The organism is Pantoea sp. Cr_R13 (assembly GCF_029222565.1).
GTDB classification, from domain to species: domain Bacteria; phylum Pseudomonadota; class Gammaproteobacteria; order Enterobacterales; family Enterobacteriaceae; genus Pantoea; species Pantoea eucalypti.
This window is the reverse complement of sequence record NZ_JARHXL010000011.1, coordinates 20,192-44,068: the sequence shown is the minus strand read 5'-3', so window position 1 is coordinate 44,068 and position 23,877 is coordinate 20,192. Positions and strand designations below refer to the sequence as shown.

At 55.8% G+C, this 23,877-nt stretch carries 22 protein-coding genes and 1 other annotated feature; of the genes, 13 read left to right on the top strand and 9 right to left on the bottom strand.

What is annotated here, in order from left to right; all coding sequences use genetic code 11:
- Window positions 1–70: 70 nt before the first annotated feature.
- Both P2R09_RS06515 and P2R09_RS06510 read right to left on the bottom strand, forming a co-directional pair.
- The gene (locus P2R09_RS06515) at window positions 71–3,226 is read right to left on the bottom strand and encodes an efflux RND transporter permease subunit (protein ID WP_275768205.1); all 3,156 of its coding nucleotides are present in this window, start codon (window positions 3,224–3,226) and stop codon (window positions 71–73) included.
- Between the two features lie 16 nt (window positions 3,227–3,242).
- Complete coding sequence (locus tag P2R09_RS06510) at window positions 3,243–4,439, bottom strand: efflux RND transporter periplasmic adaptor subunit (protein ID WP_275768203.1); 1,197 nt, start codon at window positions 4,437–4,439, stop codon at window positions 3,243–3,245.
- A 142-nt stretch (window positions 4,440–4,581) separates the two neighbouring features.
- On the opposite strand from P2R09_RS06510, the gene acrR reads away from it, so the two are divergent.
- Window positions 4,582–5,220 (top strand): multidrug efflux transporter transcriptional repressor AcrR, encoded by a 639-nt coding sequence (gene acrR, locus P2R09_RS06505; RefSeq protein WP_003850439.1) that lies wholly within the window; start codon window positions 4,582–4,584, stop codon window positions 5,218–5,220.
- Here the strand turns inward: acrR and rsmS are convergent.
- Genes rsmS through P2R09_RS06490 form a run of 3 tightly spaced genes read right to left on the bottom strand, consistent with a single transcriptional unit; the run spans window position 5,217 to window position 6,211 of the window.
- Window positions 5,217–5,369, bottom strand: a complete 153-nt coding sequence (gene rsmS / locus P2R09_RS06500; RefSeq protein WP_275768201.1) for a pleiotropic regulatory protein RsmS — start codon at window positions 5,367–5,369, stop codon at window positions 5,217–5,219. The two genes, acrR and rsmS, sit on opposite strands and share 4 nt — an antisense overlap.
- An 8-nt stretch (window positions 5,370–5,377) precedes the next feature.
- Window positions 5,378–5,623: a hypothetical protein gene (locus P2R09_RS06495; protein WP_275768199.1), complete on the bottom strand. Its 246-nt coding sequence runs from the start codon at window positions 5,621–5,623 to the stop codon at window positions 5,378–5,380.
- Between the two features lie 57 nt (window positions 5,624–5,680).
- Entirely contained in the window at window positions 5,681–6,211 is a 531-nt protein-coding gene (locus tag P2R09_RS06490) for a primosomal replication protein (protein WP_275768197.1), read from the bottom strand.
- A gap of 57 nt (window positions 6,212–6,268) precedes the next feature.
- Between P2R09_RS06490 and P2R09_RS06485 the strand changes: the two genes are divergently transcribed.
- From P2R09_RS06485 to htpG, 6 genes are all read left to right on the top strand, one after another.
- Window positions 6,269–6,658, top strand: a complete 390-nt coding sequence (locus P2R09_RS06485; protein ID WP_275768195.1) for a DUF454 family protein — start codon at window positions 6,269–6,271, stop codon at window positions 6,656–6,658.
- Between the two features lie 144 nt (window positions 6,659–6,802).
- On the top strand, window positions 6,803–7,354 hold the full coding sequence (apt, locus tag P2R09_RS06480; protein WP_275768193.1) for an adenine phosphoribosyltransferase: 552 nt from the start codon (window positions 6,803–6,805) through the stop codon (window positions 7,352–7,354).
- 157 nt (window positions 7,355–7,511) lie between these two features.
- A complete protein-coding gene (gene dnaX / locus P2R09_RS06475; protein WP_275768191.1) occupies window positions 7,512–9,590 on the top strand; it encodes a DNA polymerase III subunit gamma/tau in 2,079 nt (692 codons plus the stop codon).
- Window positions 8,932–8,993 (top strand) — a sequence feature (DnaX frameshifting element). Its footprint overlaps the gene before it by 62 nt.
- Window positions 9,591–9,645: 55 nt before the next feature.
- Window positions 9,646–9,978: a YbaB/EbfC family nucleoid-associated protein gene (locus P2R09_RS06470; protein WP_003850423.1), complete on the top strand. Its 333-nt coding sequence runs from the start codon at window positions 9,646–9,648 to the stop codon at window positions 9,976–9,978.
- Window positions 9,978–10,583, top strand: a complete 606-nt coding sequence (gene recR, locus P2R09_RS06465; RefSeq protein ID WP_003850420.1) for a recombination mediator RecR — start codon at window positions 9,978–9,980, stop codon at window positions 10,581–10,583. The genes P2R09_RS06470 and recR overlap by 1 nt, the downstream gene beginning before the upstream one ends.
- A gap of 100 nt (window positions 10,584–10,683) precedes the next feature.
- A complete protein-coding gene (gene htpG / locus P2R09_RS06460; protein ID WP_008924917.1) occupies window positions 10,684–12,558 on the top strand; it encodes a molecular chaperone HtpG in 1,875 nt (624 codons plus the stop codon).
- 33 nt (window positions 12,559–12,591) lie between these two features.
- Here the strand turns inward: htpG and P2R09_RS06455 are convergent, their stop codons facing one another.
- Window positions 12,592–13,461, bottom strand: a complete 870-nt coding sequence (locus P2R09_RS06455; protein WP_275768184.1) for a LysR substrate-binding domain-containing protein — start codon at window positions 13,459–13,461, stop codon at window positions 12,592–12,594.
- A gap of 189 nt (window positions 13,462–13,650) precedes the next feature.
- Here P2R09_RS06455 and P2R09_RS06450 point away from each other — a divergent pair, with 189 nt between their 5' ends.
- The 4 genes from P2R09_RS06450 (at window position 13,651) to P2R09_RS06435 (ending at window position 17,718) form a co-directional block, all read left to right on the top strand.
- Window positions 13,651–14,535: a DUF6024 family protein gene (locus tag P2R09_RS06450; RefSeq protein WP_275768182.1), complete on the top strand. Its 885-nt coding sequence runs from the start codon at window positions 13,651–13,653 to the stop codon at window positions 14,533–14,535.
- 105 nt (window positions 14,536–14,640) lie between these two features.
- The gene (gene adk / locus P2R09_RS06445; protein WP_003850412.1) at window positions 14,641–15,285 is read left to right on the top strand and encodes an adenylate kinase; all 645 of its coding nucleotides are present in this window, start codon (window positions 14,641–14,643) and stop codon (window positions 15,283–15,285) included.
- A gap of 113 nt (window positions 15,286–15,398) precedes the next feature.
- Window positions 15,399–16,358, top strand: coding sequence for a ferrochelatase (gene hemH, locus P2R09_RS06440; protein WP_275768180.1), 960 nt, complete (start codon window positions 15,399–15,401; stop codon window positions 16,356–16,358).
- Between the two features lie 58 nt (window positions 16,359–16,416).
- Window positions 16,417–17,718 carry an inosine/guanosine kinase gene (locus P2R09_RS06435; protein WP_275768178.1) on the top strand — a complete coding sequence of 434 codons (1,302 nt, stop codon included), beginning with the start codon at window positions 16,417–16,419 and terminating at the stop codon, window positions 17,716–17,718.
- A gap of 223 nt (window positions 17,719–17,941) precedes the next feature.
- Here the strand turns inward: P2R09_RS06435 and ybaL are convergent, their stop codons facing one another.
- On the bottom strand, window positions 17,942–19,636 hold the full coding sequence (gene ybaL / locus P2R09_RS06430; RefSeq protein WP_275768176.1) for a YbaL family putative K(+) efflux transporter: 1,695 nt from the start codon (window positions 19,634–19,636) through the stop codon (window positions 17,942–17,944).
- A gap of 555 nt (window positions 19,637–20,191) precedes the next feature.
- Between ybaL and ushA the strand changes: the two genes are divergently transcribed.
- Entirely contained in the window at window positions 20,192–21,958 is a 1,767-nt protein-coding gene (ushA, locus tag P2R09_RS06425; protein ID WP_275768174.1) for a bifunctional UDP-sugar hydrolase/5'-nucleotidase UshA, read from the top strand.
- Window positions 21,959–21,992: 34 nt separating this feature from the next.
- Here ushA and P2R09_RS06420 read toward each other — a convergent pair whose 3' ends face one another.
- Window positions 21,993–22,424, bottom strand: coding sequence for a multidrug/biocide efflux PACE transporter (locus P2R09_RS06420; RefSeq protein ID WP_275768172.1), 432 nt, complete (start codon window positions 22,422–22,424; stop codon window positions 21,993–21,995).
- Between the two features lie 89 nt (window positions 22,425–22,513).
- Between P2R09_RS06420 and P2R09_RS06415 the strand changes: the two genes are divergently transcribed.
- Complete coding sequence (locus P2R09_RS06415) at window positions 22,514–23,383, top strand: LysR family transcriptional regulator (protein WP_275768170.1); 870 nt, start codon at window positions 22,514–22,516, stop codon at window positions 23,381–23,383.
- Here the strand turns inward: P2R09_RS06415 and ybaK are convergent.
- Entirely contained in the window at window positions 23,380–23,859 is a 480-nt protein-coding gene (gene ybaK / locus P2R09_RS06410; protein ID WP_275768168.1) for a Cys-tRNA(Pro)/Cys-tRNA(Cys) deacylase YbaK, read from the bottom strand. The genes P2R09_RS06415 and ybaK overlap by 4 nt on opposite strands.
- Window positions 23,860–23,877: the final 18 nt, after the last annotated feature.

The following is a 23,877-nucleotide window of genomic DNA, read 5'->3' as shown; positions in this document are numbered from 1 at the left end:
TCTGCAAAGAGCAGGGACAGAATCGCAGGCATAAAAAAGGCCGCTTGCGCGGCCTTAGATGATTTACAGCTTAGTGAGTCTGGTTATGTTCAACCGGATGACTGTTTGCTGATTCTTCTTTTTTCTTGCCAAAGCGGCGGCGTACCACCACAAAGAACACCGGCACAAAGAAGATCGCCAGGATAGTCGCGGTAACCATACCACCGATTACGCCTGTACCTACCGCGTTCTGAGAACCGGAGCCAGCACCGGTACTGATTGCCAGCGGCAGTACCCCGAGAATAAACGCCAGTGACGTCATCAGGATAGGACGCAGACGCATACGACACGCTTCCAGCGCAGCTTCAATCAGCCCTTTGCCCTCTTTATCCATCAAATCCTTAGCAAATTCGACAATAAGGATGGCGTTCTTGGTCGAGAGGCCGATGGTGGTCAGTAACCCGACAACAAAGTAGACGTCATTACTTAAGCCACGCAGGGTGGTAAAGAGCAGTGCACCAATAACCCCGAGCGGGACAACCAGCATAACCGAGAAGGGAATCGACCAGCTCTCGTACAGTGCGGCGAGACACAGGAAGACCACAATCAGCGAGATAGCATAGAGCGCAGGAGCCTGATTACCGGATAAGCGTTCCTGATAGGACATGCCAGTCCAGTCATAGCCGATACCGGCAGGCAGTTTCGCCGCCAGCTCTTCCATCAGATCCATGGCCGCACCCGAACTTTTACCGGGAGCTGCCTGTCCCAGGATTTCCATCGCAGGCAGGCCGTTGTAACGCTCAAGGCGCGGTGAACCATACTGCCATTTCGCTGACGAGAAGGCTGAGAAGGGCACCATGGTTCCACTGCTGTTGCGCACGAACCACTTACCAATGTCGTCCGGCAACATGCGGGAGTCCGCTTTACCCATCACGTAAACTTTTTTCACACGACCGCGATCAATGAAATCGTTCACGTAAGAGCCACCCCAGGAAGCCGCCAGCGTGGTATTGATATCACTGAGTGATACGCCCAGTGCCTGCGCTTTTTCCTGATCGATCGTCAGCTTGTACTGCGGTGTATCTTCCATACCGTTCGGGCGCACGCCAACCAGCGTATCAGGATGCTGTGCAATCATACCAAACAGCTGATTACGCGCTTCCGTCAGCTTATCGTGACCCAGGTTATTCTGATCGATGAGCTCAAAATCGAAGCCAGTCGCGTTACCCAGTTCAATGATAGCGGGCAGGTTGAACGGAATAACCATCGCATCTTTGATTGCGCCCAGCGCCTGCATGGCGCGGCCAGCAATCGCCGGAACTTTCATGTCTGCGCCGGTACGCTCATCCCACGGCTTGAGACTGACGAAGGCGATACCGGTATTCTGTCCACGACCGGCAAAGCCGAAGCCGTTAACGGTGAACACTGATTTAACCGTGTCTTTCTCCTGCGTCAGGAAGTAGTCCGTCACCTGATCCAGCACTTTCTGAGTACGCTCCTGCGTTGCGCCCGCAGGCAGCTGCGCCTGAGCCAGCAGCAGACCCTGATCCTCTTCCGGTAAGAATGAAGAGGGCAGCCGCATAAACAGAAACGCCATTCCGACCACGATGACCAGATAGATCAGCATGTAGCGACCCGTACTGCGAACCATGTGGCCGACGCCATCCACATAGTGGCTGGTGCTTTTGTCGAATATACGGTTGAACCAGCCGAAGAAACCGGTGGTTTTACCGTGCTCGCCTTTTTTGATCGGTTTCAGCATGGTGGCACAGAGTGCCGGCGTCAGAATAAAGGCGACCAGCACCGATAGCGCCATCGCCGAAACGATAGTGATGGAGAACTGACGGTAGATAACGCCGGTCGAGCCACCAAAGAACGCCATCGGAATAAATACAGCGGCCAGTACCAGCGCGATACCGACAAGTGCGCCCTGAATCTGCTCCATTGAACGCTTCGTTGCTTCTTTTGGCGGTAATCCTTCTTCCGCCATCACGCGCTCAACGTTCTCAACCACCACGATGGCGTCATCCACCAGCAAGCCGATGGCCAGCACCATCCCGAACATCGTCAGGGTGTTTATCGAATAACCAAACGCGTTGATAACGGCAAACGTACCCAGCAGTACCACGGGCACAGCGATAGTCGGAATGAGCGTGGCGCGGAAGTTCTGCAGAAACAGATACATCACCAGGAACACCAGCACAATCGCTTCGATCAGCGTTTTCACCACTTCGAAAATCGAGATCTTAACGAAAGGTGTGGTGTCATACGGATAGACCACTTTCAGACCGGCCGGGAAGGTCGGCTGCAATTTGGCCAGTTCTTCTTTCACCGCATTGGCGGTATCCAGCGCATTCGCACCGGTGGCCAGCTTGATACCGATACCGGACGCAGGCTTGCCATTATAACGGGCAACGATTTCGTAGTTTTCTGCACCGAGTTCAATCCTTGCCACATCACGCAGACGAACCTGAGAACCATCTTCGTTCACTTTGAGCAGGATTTTGCCGAACTCATCCGTTGAGGTCAGACGGGTTTGCGCAATGATTGAGGCGTTGAGCTGCTGTCCTGGCACCGGCGGCGTACCACCTAACTGACCGGCAGCGACCTGGGTGTTCTGAGTGTTCAGCGCACTGATCACATCAACCGGCGTCAGGTTGTAGTTGTTCAGCTTGTGTGGATCCATCCAGATACGCATCGCGTACTGCGCACCAAATACCTGGGTATCACCCACGCCTTTGGTACGGCTGATCGGATCTTTGATTGATGACGAAATAAAGTCAGAAATGTCATTCTGCGTCATGTTGTCATCGTCGCTGATGAAGCCCGCTACCATCAGGAAGCTACTGGACGATTTCTTAACCTGAATCCCCTGTTGCTGCACTTCCTGCGGCAGCAGCGGCGTCGCCAATTGCAGTTTGTTCTGCACCTGAACCTGCGCGATATCTGCATCTGTACCCGACTCAAAGGAGATGGTCAGGGTCAGCGTACCGGACGAGTCGCTGCTCGAGGACATATACATCAGTCCATCGATACCGTTCATGTTTTGTTCGATAACCTGGGTCACCGAGTCCTGCAGCGTTTTAGCATCCGCACCAGGGTAGGTGGCCTGAATCTCAATCGCCGGCGGGGCAACATTAGGATATTGCTCGATCGGAAGTTTGAGAATCGACAGCGCACCGACCAGCATGATGATGATGGCAAGCACCCACGCAAAGATGGGTCGATCGATAAAGAACTTAGCCATGAATCAACGGCTCCTGTTATGACGGTGACTTGTCAGACTGCGGCTTGGAATCAGGTGCCGCTTTCGCATCGTCTGAGACTTCTTGTGGGGTCACCTGTGCGCCCGGTTTGGCACGCTGCAGACCGGTGCTGATCACACGCTCACCCGCTTTAACACCGTCAGTGACTAACCATTTGTCGCCAATCGCCTGAGAGGTGGTGACCTGACGCGCTTCTACTTTGTTATCTGCACCCACGACCATGACCGTTGCCTGACCCGTTGGGGTACGAGTTACCGCCTGTTGCGGAACCAGTAACGCATCAGGATTGGTGCCTTCGTCCAGACGCGCACGAACAAACATGCCCGGTAACAGGGTATGGTTCGGGTTCGGGACAATGGCGCGCAGTGTGATAGAACCGGTGGTTTCATCAACGGTGACGTCAGAAAACTCCAGCGTACCAGGCTGTGGATAGCTGCTGCCGTTCTGCATCAGCAGTGTCACGTTGGCTTTGCCCTCGCTCTGCTTCAGCTGACCCGACTCCAGTTCTGAACGTAAGCGCATAAAATCTTCGCTCGACTGGGTGACGTCGACATACATGGGATCAAGCTGCTGCACGGTGGCCAGTGCGGTGGTTTGTGCGCTTTGTACCAGCGCACCTTCCGTTACCGACGATTTACCGATGCGGCCACTGATAGGCGAGGTGACTTTGGTGTAAGCCAGATTAATGCGGGCCGTTTCGACATTGGCTTTTGCTACCTGAACCGCAGCCTCGTTTTGCGCGGCTGTAGCAACAGCGGTGTCATAATCCTGCTGACTGATATATTTGGTGCCGAGCAGAGGTTTATAACGTTTGACGGTCAGCTGAGCGATATGTGCGTTAGCCTGCGCCTGCGTTAAATCACCTTTGGCGCTGTCATAGGCTGCCTGATAGGTAGCCGGATCGATCTGATAAAGAGACTGACCTGCTTTAACGTCGCTTCCTTCAATAAAGTTACGCTTCAGAATAATACCGGACACCTGCGGACGGACTTCAGCCACACGGTATGCCGAGGTGCGGCCAGGTAATTCAGTTGAAATCTTAAGGGGTTCCGTTTTCAGTGTAACAACACCTACGGCTGGCGGTTGCTGATGGGCGGCTTGTTCGGATTTATTGTTGTCACATCCTGTTAACAAAAAGCTGCCTGATAGCATCAGGGCGGCCGCCAGAGGCGATAATCCTCTGATTTTATTCATAAATAAACCTCTAGTGTCCGGTATCAATTGGTCAATGGATCACAAACTGAAAAACCCATTGCTGTGGCAAGGCGCAGGTCATGCTATGGTACATACATTCACAAATGTATGTAAACTTACCTGTTTGTAAAAAAAGCCCACTATGGCACGAAAAACCAAAGCGCAAGCACTTGAAACACGGCATCAAATTCTTGATGCCGCTATTGTTCTCTTTTCGCAGCAGGGCGTCTCAGCCACCTCACTGGCAGATATCGCCACCGCAGCCAGCGTTACGCGCGGGGCAATCTACTGGCACTTCAAAAACAAAGCCGATGTATTACACGAAATATGGCTTCGTTGTGATGCGGGTCTGGACGATGTGGAACTTGAGTATCAGACAAAATACCCTGGCGATCCACTCTCTGTGTTGCGCGCAATGCTGGTCTATATCTTTGAAGCGACTGCAAAGGATCCACAGCGACGCGCGTTGATGGAGATCATTTTCCATAAATGCGAATTTGTGGGCGAAATGTCGGCACTGAAGAATATGCAACAGAGCTTACTGCTGGAATGCTACGATAAAATTGAAGATGTCCTGCGCCAGTGCATTGACGCCGGACAACTTCCGGGCACTCTCAGCACGCGTCAGGCTGCCCTGATTATGCGCGGTTACGTCAACGGTATGATGGAAAGCTGGCTGTTTTCGCCGGACAGTTTTGATTTAGCCGCAGACGCACCCGTTCTGACCAATGCCTTTATCGATATGCTGCGCCTCAGCCCGACGCTGACGGCGTCCTGTTAGGCCGGCTGGCTATCGCGCTTGTTCTCGAAATCGCGCTGCACCATAGCCAGCGCGGAGAGCACGGTCTCAACCGGCAATTGATGCTCTTCCAGTAGCTGAATCAGATCAACAGCCAGTTTGACGTCGTCAGGGGCATTTTCCAGTGACATCTTGTCTCCTAAATACGTAATCGGGCCGCGACCAGCAGCATCAGAACCGCGCCGACAATCGCAATGCCCAGGGCGCCAGCATGCAGCGTTGCCAGCGAGCCCAGTTCAAAATAGGCGGCGATATAGCCGCCGATCAGTGCGCCGATCATCGACAGCGTCAGGGTCGCCATCAGGCCACCGGGCCGACCCGGTATCAGCAGACGCTTTAACAGGCCCAGCAGTAGCCCGCAAATCAGCCAGCTCAGTAAACCCATGGTTCGTCTCCACGCAGAATTGCACTCAGTATAGAAGCGCTTTTCTCACGCTGCGCTTTATTCGCTGTGCTCGCCGCCGTGCAGGGAAGCGCCCCATTCGACAGAGCGAATCGCCTGACGACAGCGCGCCAGTCTTCCCTCTAACGTTTCCAGATCCTGCTTCAGCTGACGCTGGACCGCCAGCGTTTCGGCCAGTGCCAGCCGCTGTTCACGCTGATCGATCATCGCCAGTAAGCGCCGTTCAAATTCACGGTACTCCTGATATTTCGAGGCGCGTGGGTTCTTAACCGGCTGTTCACGTTGGGTACGCAGCTTTTGGGTACTCGCCTCGCGTTGCAGGGCAGCAATCTGATCCACCAGGTGTTCAGCCAGCCAGGCACTGCGCGCCAGATCGTTACCGCTGTCGCACAGTCGGGCGAAATTCTGTTCCACTTCCAGCAGGTAATCTGCCAGTCGCGTGCCTTTGGTGCGAAAAAGCTGCGAGTCAAAGCGTGGCAGACGGCACTCACCATCCGGATGACGGGCAATCTCCTGACGCAGGTCGATCAGAAGCTGTTGCAGGCGCTGTTGCAAAGCGATCGCACTCATCGCGTGACGCCCGGCTGTGCTAACGTAGTCGGATGAGGAAAGAGCTGGGCGGGATTCATGCAACGCATTCTGTTATTAACCCTCGGCTGGCTGGCGATTGTGCTGGGGACGCTGGGCATTGTATTACCTTTATTACCTACCACGCCATTCATGCTGCTTGCGGCCTGGTGTTTTGCGCGGTCATCGCCGCGCTTTCATCACTGGCTGCTGTGGAAATCGCCATTTGGCCGCTATTTGCGCCACTGGCAACAGCATCGCGCAATGCCGCCGGGCGCCAAAGTCCGCGCTATCTGCCTGATAGTCGCAACATTTAGTCTTTCGCTTTTCCTGGTGCATCAGCTCTGGGTACGCGTCATGCTGCTGATCATGCTGGCGGCGCTGCTGCTGTTTATGTGGCGTATTCCGGTGGTGGCAGAAGCAGCGGACGCACCAAAGTCGCCGCGATAAAGTTGCATTTAGCCGGTCATTTGCTTAGATTTGGGCGTCTTCGTGCGTGGCTTCCCTTTGTGAATTGACTTCCGCTGAGCCTTTTACCAGGTATTAGCGCTTTTGAAGCTGCGCGAAACAGAATTTTTTACCAGGCGTATCATTATGACCGACACTGCGCAGCAGCTTGAATTCATTGAAAACAGCATTAAAAGTATCCCTGATTATCCTAAGCCAGGCATCCTGTTCCGCGATGTCACCAGCCTGCTGGAAGATCCCAAAGCCTATGCCGCGTCGATTGCGCTGCTGGTTGAGCGTTACCGTAATAAAGGCATCACTAAAGTGGTGGGTACGGAAGCGCGCGGTTTCCTGTTTGGTGCCCCGGTGGCATTAGGCCTCGGCGTCGGTTTTGTTCCGGTGCGTAAGCCCGGCAAACTGCCGCGTGAGGTTTACAGCGAAGCTTATGAGCTGGAATATGGCACCGATCAGCTGGAATTGCACAAAGATGCCATCCAGCCGGGCGATCTGGTGCTGGTGGTTGATGACCTGCTGGCGACCGGTGGGACCATTGAAGCGACCGTTAAACTGATCCGTCGTGCAGGCGGTGAAGTGAAAGACGCGGCTTTCATTATTAACCTGTTCGATCTGACCGGTGAATCGCGTCTCAATGCCCTGGGCGTTGAGAGTTACAGCCTGGTCAAATTCTCCGGCCACTAAGCCACTCTTTCGGCCTTGCCACCCGGCGAGGCCGTCACGCCTCTGGCGTCAAGATAACGAGTGCCAGCCAAAAGCGTAGCTGATAGACTACTGCAATCTTATACAGGGGTTGCAGAGCGTCTGCGCTCATCTTTCCATCCAACTTCGTCGAATCCACATGAGCTATCAGGTACTTGCGCGAAAATGGCGTCCCCAGGCTTTTGCTGATGTTGTCGGTCAGGAACATGTTCTGACGGCGCTGGCGAATGGATTGTCTCTGGGACGCATCCATCATGCTTATCTCTTCTCCGGCACCCGCGGCGTGGGGAAAACCACCATTGCGCGTCTGCTGGCCAAAGGCCTTAACTGCGAAACCGGTATCACCGCCACGCCCTGTGGTCAGTGTGATAACTGCCGTGAAATTGAGCAGGGCCGCTTTGTCGATCTGATCGAGATTGACGCCGCATCGCGTACCAAGGTTGAAGACACCCGTGATCTGCTCGACAACGTGCAGTACGCCCCGGCCCGTGGACGCTTCAAAGTCTATCTGATTGATGAAGTGCATATGCTGTCGCGTCACAGCTTCAATGCGCTGTTAAAGACGCTGGAAGAGCCACCTTCACACGTTAAGTTTCTGCTGGCGACCACCGATCCACAGAAACTGCCGGTGACGATTCTTTCGCGTTGCCTGCAGTTCCATCTCAAAGCGCTGGATGTTGATCAAATCCGCCAGCAGCTTGAGCATGTTCTGAAGCAGGAACAGATTGAGAGCGAAACCCGGGCGCTTCAGCTGCTGGCGCGCGCCGCCGATGGCAGTATGCGCGATGCGCTGAGCCTAACCGATCAGGCGATTGCCATGGGGCAGGGCGCGGTGACCAGCAGCACGGTCAGCGTCATGCTCGGCACGCTGGATGATGAACAGCCGCTTGGGCTACTGGAAGCGCTGGTGGACGGTGACGGTCAGCAGGTCATGACACTGCTGAGCCAGGCGGCTTCACGCGGTGTGGAATGGGAGGCGTTGCTGGTAGAGATGCTGCGCCTGCTGCACCAGATTGCAATGGTGCAACTGCTGCCGGCTTCGCTCAGCGATGATGACGAGAGCAACGCTCTGCGACTGCGTGAACTGGCTCGCGTGGTGCCGCCCGCCGATCTGCAACTCTATTATCAGACGCTGTTGATGGGCCGCAAGGATCTGCCGATTGCGCCCGATCGCCGCATGGGCGTGGAGATGACGCTACTGCGCGCACTGGCGTTCCACCCCAAAGCGGCGGTGGCAGAACCGATTGCCCGTCCCGCGCTAACCCAGCAGATGGCACCTGTCGCGCCGGCGCAGACGGCACCGGCACCTTCCGGGCCTTCGCCTGTCGCACGACACTCGGCAGCACAGCCCGCCACATCGTCACCTGCTCAGACAGCGTCGCCTGTGGCGCAGCAGCCTCATCAGCCGATGCCTGCGCCGCAACAGCACGTTGCCGCTCAGCCGCAGATGGCCGCGCCTGATGCGGCTCCGCAACCCGCGCCGCCGCCGGATGGTGCACCTGAAGCGCCACTTTCAAGCTCCACCAGCCAGCTCCTCCAGGCGCGCACGCAGTTGTTGCGTCAGGGAGCGAACAAGCCAAAAAAGAGTGAGCCGGCGGCGCCAGGTGCGCGGCCGGCCAACTCGGCGCTGGAGCGGCTGGCTTCGGTTACCGAGCGCAGTCAGCAGCGTATCCGCGATCGTGAGCCTGCCGCGCCGGTAAAAGAGGAAGCGTACCGCTGGAAAGCCGTTAATCAGCAGGTTGAAGTGGCAGAGCCGGTCGCGACGCCGAAGGCCTTGCGTTCTGCGCTGGAGCATGAGAAAACCCCTGAGCTGGCGGCGCGCCTGGCGGAAGAAGCGCAGCAGCGCGATCCCTGGGCCGCAGAGATTGCGACCCTGCCGCTGCCAAAACTGGTGCAGCAGCTGGCATTAAATGCCTGGAAAGAGACCACCGAAAACGGGGTCTGTCTGCATTTACGCAGCAGTCAGCGTCACCTGAATTCACCGTCGGCGCAGCAGGTGTTATGCGATGCGCTGAGTGAGCGTGCCGGGCAGAAAGTTGAACTCTCGGTCGTTGAAGACGATAATTCATCGGTGTTGACGCCACTGGAGTGGCGTCAGGCCATTTACGAAGAGAAACTGGCGCAGGCGCGTCAGTCGATCACCTGTGATACCCACATCCAGACGCTGCAGCGATTTTTCGATGCTGATCTGGATGAGGAGAGTATCCGACCTGTTTGAACACGCTGCTGCTATCGTAACGATAGCGTTGTAGCCTTAGCTGAGAGAGAAAACTATGTTTGGTGGTAAAGGCGGATTGGGCAACCTGATGAAACAGGCCCAGCAGATGCAGGACAAAATGGCCAAGGTTCAGGAAGAGATCGCCGCGATTGAAGTGACCGGCGAATCGGGTGCTGGCCTGGTAAAAGTGACCATTAACGGCGCGCACAACTGCCGTCGCGTGGAAGTCGATCCCAGCCTGCTGGAAGATGACAAAGATATGCTGGAAGATCTGATCGCTGCGGCGTTCAACGATGCGGCACGTCGCATTGATGAAACCCAGAAAGAGAAGATGGCGTCTGTCTCTTCGGGTATGCAGCTGCCACCAGGCTTTAAGATGCCGTTCTGATGCAAACCAGTCCACTGCTTGAATCATTGATGGAGTCGCTGCGCTGTCTGCCCGGCGTTGGGCCGAAATCGGCACAGCGCATGGCTTTTCAGCTGCTGCAGCGCGATCGCAGCGGTGGTATGCGCCTGGCGCAGGCGCTGACCCGGGCGATGTCGGAGATTGGTCACTGTGCTGATTGCCGGACATTCACCGAGCAGGAAATTTGCACCATCTGCGCCAATCCACGGCGTCAGCAGAATGGTCAAATCTGCGTAGTGGAAAGCCCGGCAGATATTCACGCCATTGAGCAGACCGGCCAGTTTGGCGGCCGCTACTTTGTGCTGATGGGACATCTGTCGCCGCTCGACGGCATTGGTCCGGCAGATATCGGCCTGGATCGTCTGGAGCAGCGGCTGGAGAGTGAAACGCTGCAGGAAGTGATCCTCGCGACCAATCCGACGGTGGAAGGCGAGGCGACCGCAAACTACATTGCGGAACTCTGTGGTCAGTATGGCGTTGACGCCAGCCGTATCGCGCACGGTGTGCCGGTGGGCGGAGAGCTGGAGATGGTCGATGGCACCACGCTGTCCCACTCGCTGGCAGGTCGTCAGAAGTTTAAATTTTAATCACTTGCCGGTGTTGTGAAAGACACCGGCTTGAAAACCCCCGCGTCATCCCCACATCAACCTCAACAACGTTTGTTCAACCTGTTTTGTTGAGGTAGCAATGACCATGAAAGGACAAGAGACCCGTGGCTTTCAGTCGGAAGTAAAACAACTTCTGCACCTGATGATCCATTCTCTCTATTCAAACAAAGAGATTTTCCTGCGTGAGCTGATTTCCAACGCCTCGGATGCGGCAGACAAACTGCGTTTCCGCGCGCTGTCAGATTCCAGCCTGTATGAAGGTGACGGCGAGCTACGCGTTCGTCTCTCTGTTGATAAGGACAACCGTACCCTCACGCTCAGCGACAATGGTATCGGTATGCGTCGCGATGAGGTCATTGAGAACCTCGGCACTATCGCCAAATCGGGCACCAAATCCTTCCTGGAATCCCTCGGCTCCGATCAGGCTAAAGACAGCCAGCTGATCGGTCAGTTCGGTGTGGGCTTCTACTCTGCCTTTATCGTGGCAGATAAAGTCACCGTACGTACCCGCGCTGCGGGCGCATCTGCCGATGAAGGTGTGTTCTGGGAATCTGCGGGCGAGGGCGAATATACCCTGGCTGAGATCGAGAAAGCCGATCGTGGTACTGAGATCACGCTGCATCTGCGCGAAGGCGAAGATGAGTTCCTGGACGCATGGCGCGTTCGCAGCATCATCAGCAAATATTCCGATCACATCGCGCTGCCGGTTGAGATCGAGAGCAAAGATGAAGAGGGCGAGGGAACTCACTGGGAGAAGATCAACAAAGCCCAGGCGCTGTGGACCCGCAACAAAGCTGAGATCAGCGACGACGAGTACAACGAGTTCTACAAACATATCGCCCATGACTACAGCGACCCGGTCGCCTGGAGCCACAATCGGGTGGAAGGTAAGCAGGAGTACACCAGCCTGCTCTACATTCCGGCGCGTGCGCCATTCGATATGTGGAACCGCGATCAGAAGCATGGCCTGAAACTCTACGTGCAGCGCGTCTTTATCATGGATGATGCTGAGCAGTTCATGCCGAATTACCTGCGCTTTGTGCGTGGTCTGATTGACTCCAGTGATCTGCCGCTGAACGTCTCCCGCGAGATCCTGCAGGATAGCCGCGTGACCCAGAGCCTGCGTGCTGCGCTGACGAAGCGTACTTTGCAGATGCTGGAAAGACTGGCGAAAGATGACAACGAGAAATACCAGACCTTCTGGAATGAATTCGGCCTGGTGCTGAAAGAAGGTCCGGCGGAAGATAACGCCAACCAGGAAACGATTGCGAAACTGCTGCGCTTCGCCACCACCCAGAGCGAAGGTTCAGCACAGACCATTTCACTGGAAGACTACGTCAGCCGCATGGTGGAAGGTCAGGAGAAGATTTACTACATCACTGCTGACAGCTATGCCGCTGCGAAGAGCAGCCCGCACCTGGAGCTGTTCCGCAAAAAAGGCATTGAGGTGCTGCTGCTCTCCGATCGCATCGACGAATGGATGATGAGCTACCTCACTGAGTTTGACGGTAAAACCTTCCAGTCGGTCAGCAAAGCAGATGAGTCGCTGAGCAAACTGGCGGATGAAGAGACCGAAGAGCAGAAAGAAGCGGAAAAAGCGCTGGAGCCATTTGTTGAGCGTGTGAAAAATCTGCTGGGCGAACGCGTGAAAGAGGTGCGTCTGACCCATCGTCTGACCGACACGCCAGCGATTGTGACTACCGATGCCAACGAGATGACCACGCAGATGGCGAAGCTGTTTGCGGCGGCCGGACAGGAAGTGCCGGAAGTGAAGTACCTGTTTGAAATCAACCCGGATCATCCGCTGGTGAAACGTGTTGCGGATACGCAGGATGAAGCACGCTTCGGTGAGTGGATTGAGCTGCTGCTGGATCAGGCGTTGCTGGCAGAGCGCGGTACGCTGGACGATCCAAACCAGTTTATCCGTCGCATGAACCAGCTGCTGACGGCATAACGGCTACAAGCCGGTGATTATCACCGGCTTTTTTTATGGCTGTGCGGCCTCCCGCAGCCAGTCACGAAACACACGGATCTCCGTATCCTGACGACGGCTCTGCTTCGTCATCATCCAGGTCGCACGCTCCACGGGAACAAAGCCCAGCGGGGCGATCAGCGTGCCATCCTCCAGTTCTTTGCGAACCAGCAAACGCGGTGCCATCAGAACACCCAGACCACTTCGTGCGGCCTGAATGCCCAGCGACAGCGTCTCAAAATGTTTACCGCTATTAAAGCGACCCCTGACTCCGGTCTGGACCGCCCACTCTGACCACGCGTGCCGTCGGGTATCTGCATGGAGCAGAGGCAGTGTTACCAGATCCTCTCCGACCCGCAGCTGCGTGGCAAAATGCGGTGCGCAAAGCGGTCCAATCTCATCCTCGCTGACCAGCGTGGCGTCTAAATCGGGTTCAGGTGGATCGCCATGGCTGAGGATCAGTACATCCACATGTTCGCTGCGCAGTTGCGCGATCTCAGCGAGCGGCAGAAAGTGAACTTCAATCTCCGGATAGCGTTGGTAAAAGCTGGCGATTCGGGGGATCAGCCATTGTGACAAAAAGCTGGGAGCACACGAGACGCGGATTTGCTGAAGCAGGCCGGTGCGAATATTCTCGCAGCTGCTGCGTAACTCACTGAATGCCTGCTGACAGCTCAGAAGCAGCCGGTCGCCGTGTGCGGTCAGTTTCACGCGGCCATGACTACGGACAAACAGCGGCTTACCCATCCAGCTCTCCAGCTGGCGAATCTGATGGCTGATGGCGCTGTGGGTCACATGCAGATGTTCAGCCGCCACACTAAAGCTGCTGTGTAAGGCTGCCTGGTGAAAATAGTGCAGCGCTCTGAGTGGTGGCAGTCCGTTCATCCCTATCTCCTGTGCAGAAACCTAACAGGGATTGTTAATTTATATCATTTTAAAGTCCAGCCGCATTAACCTACTCTGTAAAGCAAATTCTGGCGGGTTGACTCAGCCTTATATCTGTGTTTTTTTTCACCGATATTCCGCCTCGCTTAACCTGCGCTCACGCCGCACACTCCCTGAAGCGAGACAACCATGGCTCACAGCCCTTTATCCTCTGAAACGTCAGCAGAGGCGCGCCATCGGTTACGCCTGGCGCTCTCACGCTTTTACCGGCTGGAGCAATTCGATCTCTTCTTCGCGCCCTCACTGCATGTAGCGCAGGTCCTTCTTTCTCAGCTTTTTCTGCGTCAGGAGCAGGCACGCAATCAGCAGCGCTATGCCTTGCGTTATCCAATCACCGAACTTAGTAACCTGCCAGCGGTTCCGCTGATAGCCGGCAGCATTATGCTGGTCCCACATATCGAACTGCCGAATGGCCGCGTGCGTCCCTTACAGGATTGCCAGAATCAGGGTGTGACTGAGGCGAGCGAGAGCTTCGCCAGCGTGCTGCATCAGAGACTGATCGACGAATCCCATTTGTTTGTTACCCGGCTGGATCGCCACGCTGAGATCTGCAGCGATCTGGTGCTGGTAGCGTTGCGGACCCATGACTTCAGTACGCTGGTGCGCAGCGAACTGCGGCTATTTGAACAGGGACTGACTCTTAACGCCACGTACGAGGCGCTGCGCCGCTTCGACGATCCGCTGTGGCGCCCCTACAATGCCGCCACCGTCGATGCGCTTTCCCTGTCATCCCCGCTGCCGCTGAACTCCTGTCATCAGCCTGGTTTGCCGTTCGCCAGCTTTAATGTTCCGGCCTCGCTGATCTCTGCGCTGTCAGATGCGGACGATGTGGTGAAATGGCCGCAGCTGGCGAGGCTGCAGCTGAATGCTAATGTGCGGGGCAGCGGCAAGAAAAGCGTGAATATGACGCATCATCTGAGTCGGCGACTGCAATTTCTGCTCAGCGCAGGTGGTAAATCTGAAAAAGCGTCAGTCAGGCCGGGCGGGTCGGGGTCAGGGCCAGAAAGCCGCTAAAGTCACCCTGCGCGATCCGCGCCCTTCCTTGTGATGAGCGGGTCATAATGGTATGTTCTTCCGCTTCTAAGATAGATCAATGCGATTCGCAAGGGGATTTACGCAATGCGTATTATTCTGCTCGGAGCTCCGGGCGCAGGTAAGGGGACTCAGGCCCAATTCATCATGGAGAAGTACGGTATTCCGCAAATCTCCACCGGCGACATGTTGCGTGCAGCAGTAAAAGCAGGCAGCGAGCTGGGCAACCAGGCGAAAGCCATTATGGATGCTGGCAAACTGGTGACCGATGAGCTGGTGATTGCGCTGGTCAAAGAGCGTATCACTCAGGAAGACTGCAAAAACGGTTTCCTGCTGGACGGTTTCCCGCGCACCATTCCTCAGGCAGATGCAATGAAAGAGGCCGGGATCAAGGTTGATCACGTGCTGGAGTTTGCCGTACCGGACGAACTGATCGTTGAACGTATCGTGGGCCGTCGCGTTCATACCCCATCTGGCCGCGTTTATCACGTCACCTTTAATCCACCGAAAGTGGAAGGCAAAGATGATCTGACCGGCGAAGAGCTGACCACGCGTAAAGACGATCAGGAAGAGACCGTGCGTAAGCGCCTGGTGGAATACCATCAGATGACCGCGCCACTGATTGCTTACTACAGCAAAGAAGCGGAAGCGGGCAACACCGCCTATCACAAAATCGACGGGACCCGTAAGGTGACCGAAGTGAGTGCTGAGCTGGCTAAGATCCTCGGCTAAGCTCAATGGGGCCGGTATTACTGGCCCCTTTTGCAGTAATCGATTTTACCTCCCACTAATTCCGCTACAATTTCCCCGTTTTCACGCATCCCCGCTGTCATCAAGGAACTCCAATGAGGCAAGATAAGCCAGGCGTGTTATTGGTAAATTTAGGTACGCCAGACGCCCCAACCACACCTGCAGTTAAACGCTATCTGAAACAATTTTTAGGCGATCCGCGCGTGGTTGATGCGCCGCGCTGGCTCTGGTGGCCGGTTCTCAATGCTGTCATTCTGCCGTTTCGCTCGCCACGCGTCTCTAAGCTCTACGCATCGATCTGGATGGAAGGGGGATCACCGCTGCTGGTTTACAGCATGCGTCAGCGCGATGCTCTGGCGGCCCGTGTTGATATGCCCGTCGAGCTGGGCATGAGCTATGGCAACCCGAGCCTGAAAAGTGCAGTCGATAAGCTGATGGCGCAGGGCGTGACCCGCCTGATTGTGCTGCCACTCTACCCGCAATTCTCCTGCTCCACTGTGGCCTCAGTGTGGGATGGTCTGACCGCCGTATTCAAAGATTACCGTTCGCTGCCTGACGTGCAGTTTATTCGCGACTATGCCGAGCATCCAGCCTATATCGCCGCGCTGAAAGCGACGGTGGAGCGCTCATTTGAGTGGCACGGTCAGCCCGATCTGCTGGTGTTATCGTTCCACGGCATTCCGCAGCGTTTTGCCAACGAAGGCGATGACTACCCGCAGCGTTGTGCGGATACCACGGCGGCCCTGGTTAAAGCGCTGGGTCTGCGTGACGATCAGTACATGATGACCTTCCAGTCACGTTTTGGTCGTGAACCCTGGCTGATGCCTTACACCGACAAAACCATGGAAAGCCTGCCCGCCAAAGGGATCAAGCATGTTCAGGTGATGAGCCCGGGCTTCTCCTCTGACTGTCTGGAGACGCTCGAGGAGATCAGTGGCGAAAACGGCGAGATCTTCATGCATGCCGGTGGTGAGAAGTTTGAGTATATCCCTGCGCTGAACGCCGATGAGGCGCATATCGACATGATGGCGCAACTGGTCAACGCACGCCGTTAAAGCGCAGGCGGAGAGTGTGATATCATTCTCCGCCTGTTTTTCCAGACGGCACCTCCCGATGAAATTTCCCGGCAAACGCAAATCCAAACACTACTTTCCCGTCAGCGCACGCGATCCCCTGTTACAGCCCGCACAACACGACGTTGATGCCGGCAGCTGGGTGGTGGGTATCGACCAGACGCTGGTGGATATCGAAGCCAAAGTCGATGACGCTTTTCTTGAGCGTTACGGCCTGAGTGCCGGGCACTCGCTGGTCATCGATAATGCCGTCGCGGAAGCGCTCTATAACGAGCTGATGCGCGAAGCGCTGATCACCCATCAGTTTGCCGGCGGCACCATCGGTAACACGCTGCATAACTTCTCGGTACTGGCTGATGACCGCTCGGTGCTGCTGGGTGTTATGTGCAATAACATCCAGATTGGCGGTTACGCCTATCGTTATCTCTGTAACACGTCAAGCCGGGTCGATCTCAACTATCTGCAGGGCGTCGATGGCGCTATTGGCCGCTGTTTTACGCTGATTGGTGAACATGGCGAGCGAACGTTCGCTATCAGCCCAGGCCAGATGAACCAGTTGCATCCGGATAATGTGCCGGAAGAGGTGATTGCCGGTGCCTCTGCACTGGTACTGACCTCTTACCTGGTGCGCTGTGCCGAAGGTGAGCCGATGCCGCAGGCGACGTTACGGGCGATTGAGTATGCCAAACGTCACAACGTGCCGGTGGTGCTGACGCTGGGCACCAAACATGTGATTGGCGACAATCCTGAGTTCTGGCGGGACTTCCTGCGTGATCATGTCAGCATCGTGGCGATGAATGAAGAGGAAGCGCTGGCGCTGACCGGCGAAGCCGATCCGCTGCGCGCCTCCAACATGGCGCTGGATTGGGTGGATCTGGTGCTCTGCACCGCCGGCCCGATTGGGCTTTACATGGCGGGCTACACCGAAGACGAGTTCAAACGTAAAACCAATCATCCGCTGTTGCCGGGTGCGATTGCTGAGTTCAATCAGTACGAGTTCAGCCGCGTAATGCGCCAGCAGGATTGCCAGCAGCCGCTGCGTGTTTTCTCGCACATCGCGCCTTATATGGGTGGACCGGAAAAGATCATGAACACCAACGGCGCCGGTGATGGGGCGCTGGCGGCGTTACTGCATGACATCACCGCCAATAACTATCACAGCCTGAATGTGCCGAACTCCAGCAAACATGCGCGTCCGTATCTGACCTATTCATCGCTGGCGCAGGTGTGTAAGTATGCCAACCGTGTCAGCTATCAGGTGCTGAATCAGCATTCGCCGCGTTTAACCCGCGGCCTGCCGGAGCGGGAAGACAGTCTGGAAGAGTCTTACTGGGATCGGTAAAGCGGGTCGCCACAGGGCAGCAGACAGTTTGCAAACTTAAATGAGGGTGAATCTGACAGCAATAGATTAATTCAATGCGCAGGGAACAGGGGCAGAAGAGGAAAGCGTCCCGCGCCAGGACGGCGCGGGACGAGCATGTCATGGATGACGGCTTTTGCGTCTTTCCGATCTGAACCTGTTCCCTGTGCCGTCTCGGTATCACAGCTATACGGGCCAGACTTAATCAGCGCACTACGTCGCAGGGCTGTAAATCCTCGCCCTGCGTCATTTCATCCTGCAGGATTTGCAGCATACTGCTGGCAATCTCACGCTCACCCATCACCACGCGAGTGGCGCCACGTTCCATAATGTACTCCACTTCATCGTCATAGTGGGCGCGGGCGATAATCTCGATATTCTGATGCTTTTCACGCGCGGCGGTGACCACTTCTCCCGCCTCATAACCATTCGGGATGGTCAGCAACAGCCAGCGGGCGCAGTCGAGTCGGGCCAGTTCCATGGTGTCCGCGCGAGCCGCATTTCCCAGCACGGCCTTAATACCTTGCTCGCGCAGTGCTTCGACACGCGTGCGGGAATTCTCAACCACCACCAGCGGAACATTGGCTTCAAGCAGCTTCTGGCCAATCAGGCTGCCCACCCGGCCGTAACCCACAATCACGGCGTGATTGCAGAAATCGACCGGGATCTGTTTCTCTTCTTCGATTGCTTCTTCCAGCGTCTGCTCTTCCATCGTCTCCGTTTTCGCCAGGAAACGCTCAAGGAGGGTAAACAGAATCGGGTTAAGCATAATCGACAGGATGGCGGCGGCCAGCACCAGGTTGCGGCCCTCATCATTCAGCAGCCCAAGTGAGATACCCAGGCCGGCCAGAATAAAGGCGAACTCACCAATCTGCGCCAGGCTGACCGAAATGGTCAGAGCCGTACGACGCGAATGGCCAAGCAGCGACACCAGCAGCCAGGCAGCGACTGACTTACCCACCACAATAATGACCAGCGCGCCTAGCACCGCCAGCGGCTGCGTGACCAGAATCGACGGGTCAAACAGCATGCCGACCGACACAAAGAACAGTACGGCAAACGCATCGCGCAACGGCAGGGTATCGCGCGCAGCGCGGTGGCTCAGTTCCGACTCGTTCAGCACCATACCGGCGAAGAAAGCGCCCAGCGCAAACGACACATCAAAGAATTCAACCGCACCAAAGGCGATGCCCAGTGCCAGTGCTAACACCGCCAGTGTAAACAGCTCGCGTGAGCCAGTAGCGGCGCTGCGGGCGAGAATCCAGGGCACAGCACGGCGTCCCACCACCATCATCAGCACCATAAAGGCGGCGACTTTGCCAATCGTCCACAGCAGGTCCCAGACCAGCAGTCCGGCGCTGGCGTTACCCTGTTCCATCATGCCGGCAATCGCAGGCAGCAGCACCAGCGTTAGTACCATCACCAGATCTTCAACGATCAACCAGCCAATCGCTATCTGTCCACGCTGGCTGTCGATCAGCTGTCGCTCCTCTAATGCGCGCAGTAACACCACGGTACTGGCGGTAGAGAGGCACAGACCAAACACCAGGCCCGTCATCCATGACCATCCCATCGTCCACGATAATCCCATTCCCAGTAACGTCGCGACCGCGATCTGTGCGATGGCACCGGGAATGGCGATCGACTTTACCGACATCAGATCTTTCATCGAGAAGTGCAGGCCGACACCAAACATCAGCAGGATAACGCCGAGTTCTGCCAGTTCAGGGGCCAGATTTGTATCTGCAACAAAGCCGGGAGTAAAGGGACCGGCCAGCACGCCAGCCATCAGGTAGCCGACCAGGGGAGAAATTCGCAGGCGGTTTGCCAGCATCCCAAGGAGAAATGCCAGAACCAGTGCTCCGACAATGGTAGTGATCAGCGGTGTGGTGTGATGCATGCCTGTCTCCTTGTATACAAATGTATCCGCTTGTAACAAATGAGTTTAAAACAAAATCTATTCTTTCGCTGAGCAATTTGCGGGAATACCTTAAAAAATCACGAAAAAAAGTCAAATGTACAATTGAGTGGATGTTTTTATTCATTATCCGCAATATTCACTGATTTGACGCTTCAGACCGGGGGAAGATAAATAAATATCAGATGCAGTAAATGATGCCGTTCTGGCGTAAAAAAGAGATAAATGTGTGTGCAGAGCAGTTAAATTCTGTCAGCGGCACTTTTACAGCAGTCAGCAGGGAGGTCAGCAATAGCGTTTACTGCCAGTATCTGCACCCTCCACAAATAACCGGACTGGGTCACTGGTAAAGCGCGTTATCGCACTAACGCCGCTTTGCAGGGCTGTCCTGCTCATCAAAGGCGGATCAGAAATAAAAGAACAGGGCGTGTTAAGCAGATGAATGTGCATTGGCCTTGAGTTCGCCGGGGGAATGTGCGACACAGTGGGGCAAAGCGGCAGAAAATCGGGCCAGACGATAAATTAAGGAGAGTCACAGTGTTGTTATCTAAATGGACAGGGGTGGGCATGGCACTGCTGGTGGCCGTGATGCCGCTGTTTTCACAGGCCGCCCAGGCCGATCGCACCTATCGTTTCAGTCTGCTGCACACCAACGATGAGCACGGTCACTTCTGGTTTAATGAACAGGGTGAGTATGGTCTGGCCGCGCAGAAAACCCTGATGGATACCATGCGCTACGATGTTCAATCCCGCGGCGGCGGCGCATTGATCCTCTCTGCCGGTGATGTGAACACGGGCGTGCCGGAGTCCGATGAGCTGGACGCTGAACCCGATTTCCGCGCGATGAATCTCATTGGCTATGATGCGATGGCGCTGGGCAACCATGAATTCGACAAGCCGATCGCGGTCCTGCGTAAGCAGGAGAAGTGGGCGAGATTCCCGTTACTGGCCGCCAACGTGTATCAAAAAAGCACCGGTCAGCGCCTGTTCAAACCCTGGGCGGTATTCAACCGTCTCGGATTAAAGATTGCGGTGGTCGGGCTGATCACGCCGGACACGGCGAAACTGGCTAATCCGGCCGGACTGACAGATACCGAGTTCCGCGATCCGGTCGCAGAAACGGTGAAAGCGGTGGCTGAATTGCGCGCCACCGAGAAGCCGGACGTGATTGTCGCGCTGACCCACCTGGGCCACTATGACGACGGTAAACACGGCAGCAACGGCATAGGTGATGTCACGCTGGCGCGCAGCCTGCCTGCCGGAACGATCGACCTGATTGTCGGCGGTCATTCGCATGATGCGGTCTGCATGGAAAAAGAGAACGTCAGCGTAAAAAATTATCAGCCAGGCCAGCCGTGTGAGCCGGATAAGCAAAATGGCATCTGGATTATGCAGGCCGACAAGTGGGGCAAATATGTCGGCCGCGGCGACTTCACCTTCCGTAATGGTCAGGTGACGCTGGAGGCTTATCAGCTGGTGCCGGTCAACCTCAAACACCAGATAAAGAATGCAGATGGCAGCGAAACCTGGCTGACCTGGCAGGAAGAGATCCCGAAAAACACCGCCATGATGAAGTTGCTGATGCCGTTCCAGAAACGTGCAGAGGCGAAGTTAATCGTGAATGTTGGCAGCGCTGACGGCAATTTCAGTGGTGAAAAAGAGCAGGTTCGCTTTGAGCAGACGAATCTGGGCCAGCTGATTCTGCGCGCCCAGATGGCTTTCACCAAAGCCGATTTTGCGGTGATGAGCGGTGGCGGTATTCGCACCTCGCTAAAAGCAGGCAAGCTGACCTGGCGTGACCTGTTGCAGGTTCAGCCGTTTGGCAATCAGGTGGTTTCGGTCACCCTGACCGGTGCGGAGATCAAAAAATATCTGGATGTCGTTGCTAATATTCAGCCTGATTCAGGAGGCTACGCGCAGTTTGCCGGCATCAGCCTGACCACTGACGGTAAGCAGGTCAGCAACGTCAGCATTAACGGTAAACCGCTGCAGGACACACAAATTTATCGCATGGCGACCAACAGCTTCAATGCAGCAGGTGGCGACGGTTATCCGCGTCTGGATAATCACCCCGGGTATGCCAACAGCGGAGCCGTTGATGCGCAGGTGCTGCGCGACTTCATTAAGGCGCATTCGCCAGTGAAAGCCAGCGACTATGAGCCGAAAGGGCAGATCGTGCATTTGACGGATGAGCAGATTAAGGCGCGGGATGAAGCGGCGGAAAAAGCGCGGAAGCGTAATTATCCCAAAATGATTCTGGCGTGGATCTGGCCGTGGGGGAATCAAACAGCCGCCACGCATTGAACTCACCGGGAGGCGCTTGCGCCTCCCGTCTTCCTTACACCCGGCAGGGGTGACGCTTAATCCAGCGCTCGCGCAATTTGTCCCATCCCCAGTTATAGGCCATGGTGTAGGGCAGGAAGAAGAGGAAAAAGGCCACTTCGACCAGGAAAGCCTGACCCAGGGAGATATCCAGCATCCAGGCGGCAATCGGCAAACCGATCAGGATAAAGCCGCCTTCAAATCCCACTGCATGTAACACTCGCACGCCGGTTCCGCGTTTCTGGCCTGGCGCATAAAGCCGGTCAAACCCGCTGTTATAAATCATGTTCCACAACATCGCGGCCGTAGAGAGCATAATCGCCAGCGATCCCATCTGAAACAGCGGCTTATTCATCACCCATGCCGCCAGCGGCGAAACGGTCAGAATCGCCAGCGTTTCAAAGCAGACAGCATGAAGAATACGTTCTTTAATTGAGCGGGTACGCATTGTTAATTCTCCTTGAATAATGCGGCGCATTTTCACACGTCAGAATGCTAAGATAAAATGAACACCTATCGAAAAAAGCGATGGTTCAGATGCGTTACTCCCCGGAATCCCTTGAGGCTTTTATGCAGACCGTGGCGAGCGGTTCTTTCTCTGCGGCGGCGCGCGCGCTGGGTAAAAGTCAGTCCACCATCAGCGCGGCAGTGGCAAATTTAGAAGACGATCTCGGTTTCGTGCTATTTGATCGCGCCGGTCGTCAACCCATCCTGACCGAGCAGGGACGCCGCGTTATTCCTCAGGTTCAGCAAATCCTCGCCGCCAGTGAGCGGCTGGATGCGCTGGCGATACGTCTGTCGCAGGGCGTTGAACCCCGGCTGAGTTTTGCTATGTCCGATTTCTGGCAAACCGATCACCACGAGCATCTGCTCAGGCAATTTGATGCCCGTTATCCGGAGATTGAACTGGAGGTCATGATTGCCGAGGATGGCGATGTGCTGGATCTGCTGCAGGCCGGGCGGGTCCATCTGGGTGTGGTGCGGGCACAGCCTAATCTGCCGGTGGATATTGCGGTCGCACGACTGCAGGTTGAAGCGCAGATGGCCGTCTTTTTACATCGCGATCATCCGCTGGCGCAGCTTAGTACGGTAAGCGAAAGCGAGCTGGAAAGCGTTCGTCACCTGCGGCTAAACACCTGGGTTGAGGCCGCTGAACCCGCGCCGATGGGACGCATCTGGTCGGCACCCACGTATTTACTGCTGTTAGAGATGGCGGAGCAGGGATTTGGCTGGACTGTTTTGCCGCGCTGGCTGGTGAAGCAGTTTGGACATGACGTCCTGAAAGAGCTGTCGATGCCGGGCTGGCCGCAGCATATCGCCGTTGAGGTGGTGTGGTCGCGACGCACACCACCCGGCCCGGCGGGTCGCTGGATGATCGATCAGCTTTGCGCCCAGCCACGCGTTTAATCGTGGCGGGCGATATCCGCAAACGGGGCGTCCAGCAGCCGCGAAAGATCCTGTGGTGCCAGTTCGATATCCAGTCCACGCTTACCGCCTGAAATAAACATGGCGTCAAATGCGCGGGCAGAATGGTCAATCACCGTAGGCAGCCGTTTTTTCTGCCCCAGTGGACTGATACCGCCCACCAGATAACCGGTAACCCGCTGCGCCAGCTGGGGATCGGCCATATCTGCTTTCTTCGCGCCCAGCGCTTTTGCCACCTTCTTGAGATCCAGCTGTGTCGAAACTGGCGTAATCGCCACCGCCAGCTGTTTCGCCTCGCCATTCAGCGCTACCAGCAGTGTTTTATACACCTGCTGCGCATCCAGATTGAGTTTGCGCACGGCTTCATCACCAAAATGTGTTTCGTGACTGTCATGCTCATAGGGGTGCAGGATGAAGCTGACTTTTTGTTTTTCCAGCAATTTTACGGCGGGCGTCATACGGGCTCCTTACTAAGA

What these genes read in the sequence shown, in the direction of transcription:
- P2R09_RS06515 (WP_275768205.1), bottom strand. Translation starts at nt 3,226, where the DNA reads ATGGCTAAGTTCTTTATCGATCGACCCATCTTTGCGTGGGTGCTTGCC.
- P2R09_RS06510 (WP_275768203.1), bottom strand. Translation starts at nt 4,439, where the DNA reads ATGAATAAAATCAGAGGATTATCGCCTCTGGCGGCCGCCCTGATGCTA.
- acrR (WP_003850439.1), top strand. Translation starts at nt 4,582, where the DNA reads ATGGCACGAAAAACCAAAGCGCAAGCACTTGAAACACGGCATCAAATT.
- rsmS (WP_275768201.1), bottom strand. Translation starts at nt 5,369, where the DNA reads ATGTCACTGGAAAATGCCCCTGACGACGTCAAACTGGCTGTTGATCTG.
- P2R09_RS06495 (WP_275768199.1), bottom strand. Translation starts at nt 5,623, where the DNA reads ATGGGTTTACTGAGCTGGCTGATTTGCGGGCTACTGCTGGGCCTGTTA.
- P2R09_RS06490 (WP_275768197.1), bottom strand. Translation starts at nt 6,211, where the DNA reads ATGAGTGCGATCGCTTTGCAACAGCGCCTGCAACAGCTTCTGATCGAC.
- P2R09_RS06485 (WP_275768195.1), top strand. Translation starts at nt 6,269, where the DNA reads ATGCAACGCATTCTGTTATTAACCCTCGGCTGGCTGGCGATTGTGCTG.
- apt (WP_275768193.1), top strand. Translation starts at nt 6,803, where the DNA reads ATGACCGACACTGCGCAGCAGCTTGAATTCATTGAAAACAGCATTAAA.
- dnaX (WP_275768191.1), top strand. Translation starts at nt 7,512, where the DNA reads ATGAGCTATCAGGTACTTGCGCGAAAATGGCGTCCCCAGGCTTTTGCT.
- P2R09_RS06470 (WP_003850423.1), top strand. Translation starts at nt 9,646, where the DNA reads ATGTTTGGTGGTAAAGGCGGATTGGGCAACCTGATGAAACAGGCCCAG.
- recR (WP_003850420.1), top strand. Translation starts at nt 9,978, where the DNA reads ATGCAAACCAGTCCACTGCTTGAATCATTGATGGAGTCGCTGCGCTGT.
- htpG (WP_008924917.1), top strand. Translation starts at nt 10,684, where the DNA reads ATGACCATGAAAGGACAAGAGACCCGTGGCTTTCAGTCGGAAGTAAAA.
- P2R09_RS06455 (WP_275768184.1), bottom strand. Translation starts at nt 13,461, where the DNA reads ATGAACGGACTGCCACCACTCAGAGCGCTGCACTATTTTCACCAGGCA.
- P2R09_RS06450 (WP_275768182.1), top strand. Translation starts at nt 13,651, where the DNA reads ATGGCTCACAGCCCTTTATCCTCTGAAACGTCAGCAGAGGCGCGCCAT.
- adk (WP_003850412.1), top strand. Translation starts at nt 14,641, where the DNA reads ATGCGTATTATTCTGCTCGGAGCTCCGGGCGCAGGTAAGGGGACTCAG.
- hemH (WP_275768180.1), top strand. Translation starts at nt 15,399, where the DNA reads ATGAGGCAAGATAAGCCAGGCGTGTTATTGGTAAATTTAGGTACGCCA.
- P2R09_RS06435 (WP_275768178.1), top strand. Translation starts at nt 16,417, where the DNA reads ATGAAATTTCCCGGCAAACGCAAATCCAAACACTACTTTCCCGTCAGC.
- ybaL (WP_275768176.1), bottom strand. Translation starts at nt 19,636, where the DNA reads ATGCATCACACCACACCGCTGATCACTACCATTGTCGGAGCACTGGTT.
- P2R09_RS06420 (WP_275768172.1), bottom strand. Translation starts at nt 22,424, where the DNA reads ATGCGTACCCGCTCAATTAAAGAACGTATTCTTCATGCTGTCTGCTTT.
- P2R09_RS06415 (WP_275768170.1), top strand. Translation starts at nt 22,514, where the DNA reads ATGCGTTACTCCCCGGAATCCCTTGAGGCTTTTATGCAGACCGTGGCG.
- ybaK (WP_275768168.1), bottom strand. Translation starts at nt 23,859, where the DNA reads ATGACGCCCGCCGTAAAATTGCTGGAAAAACAAAAAGTCAGCTTCATC.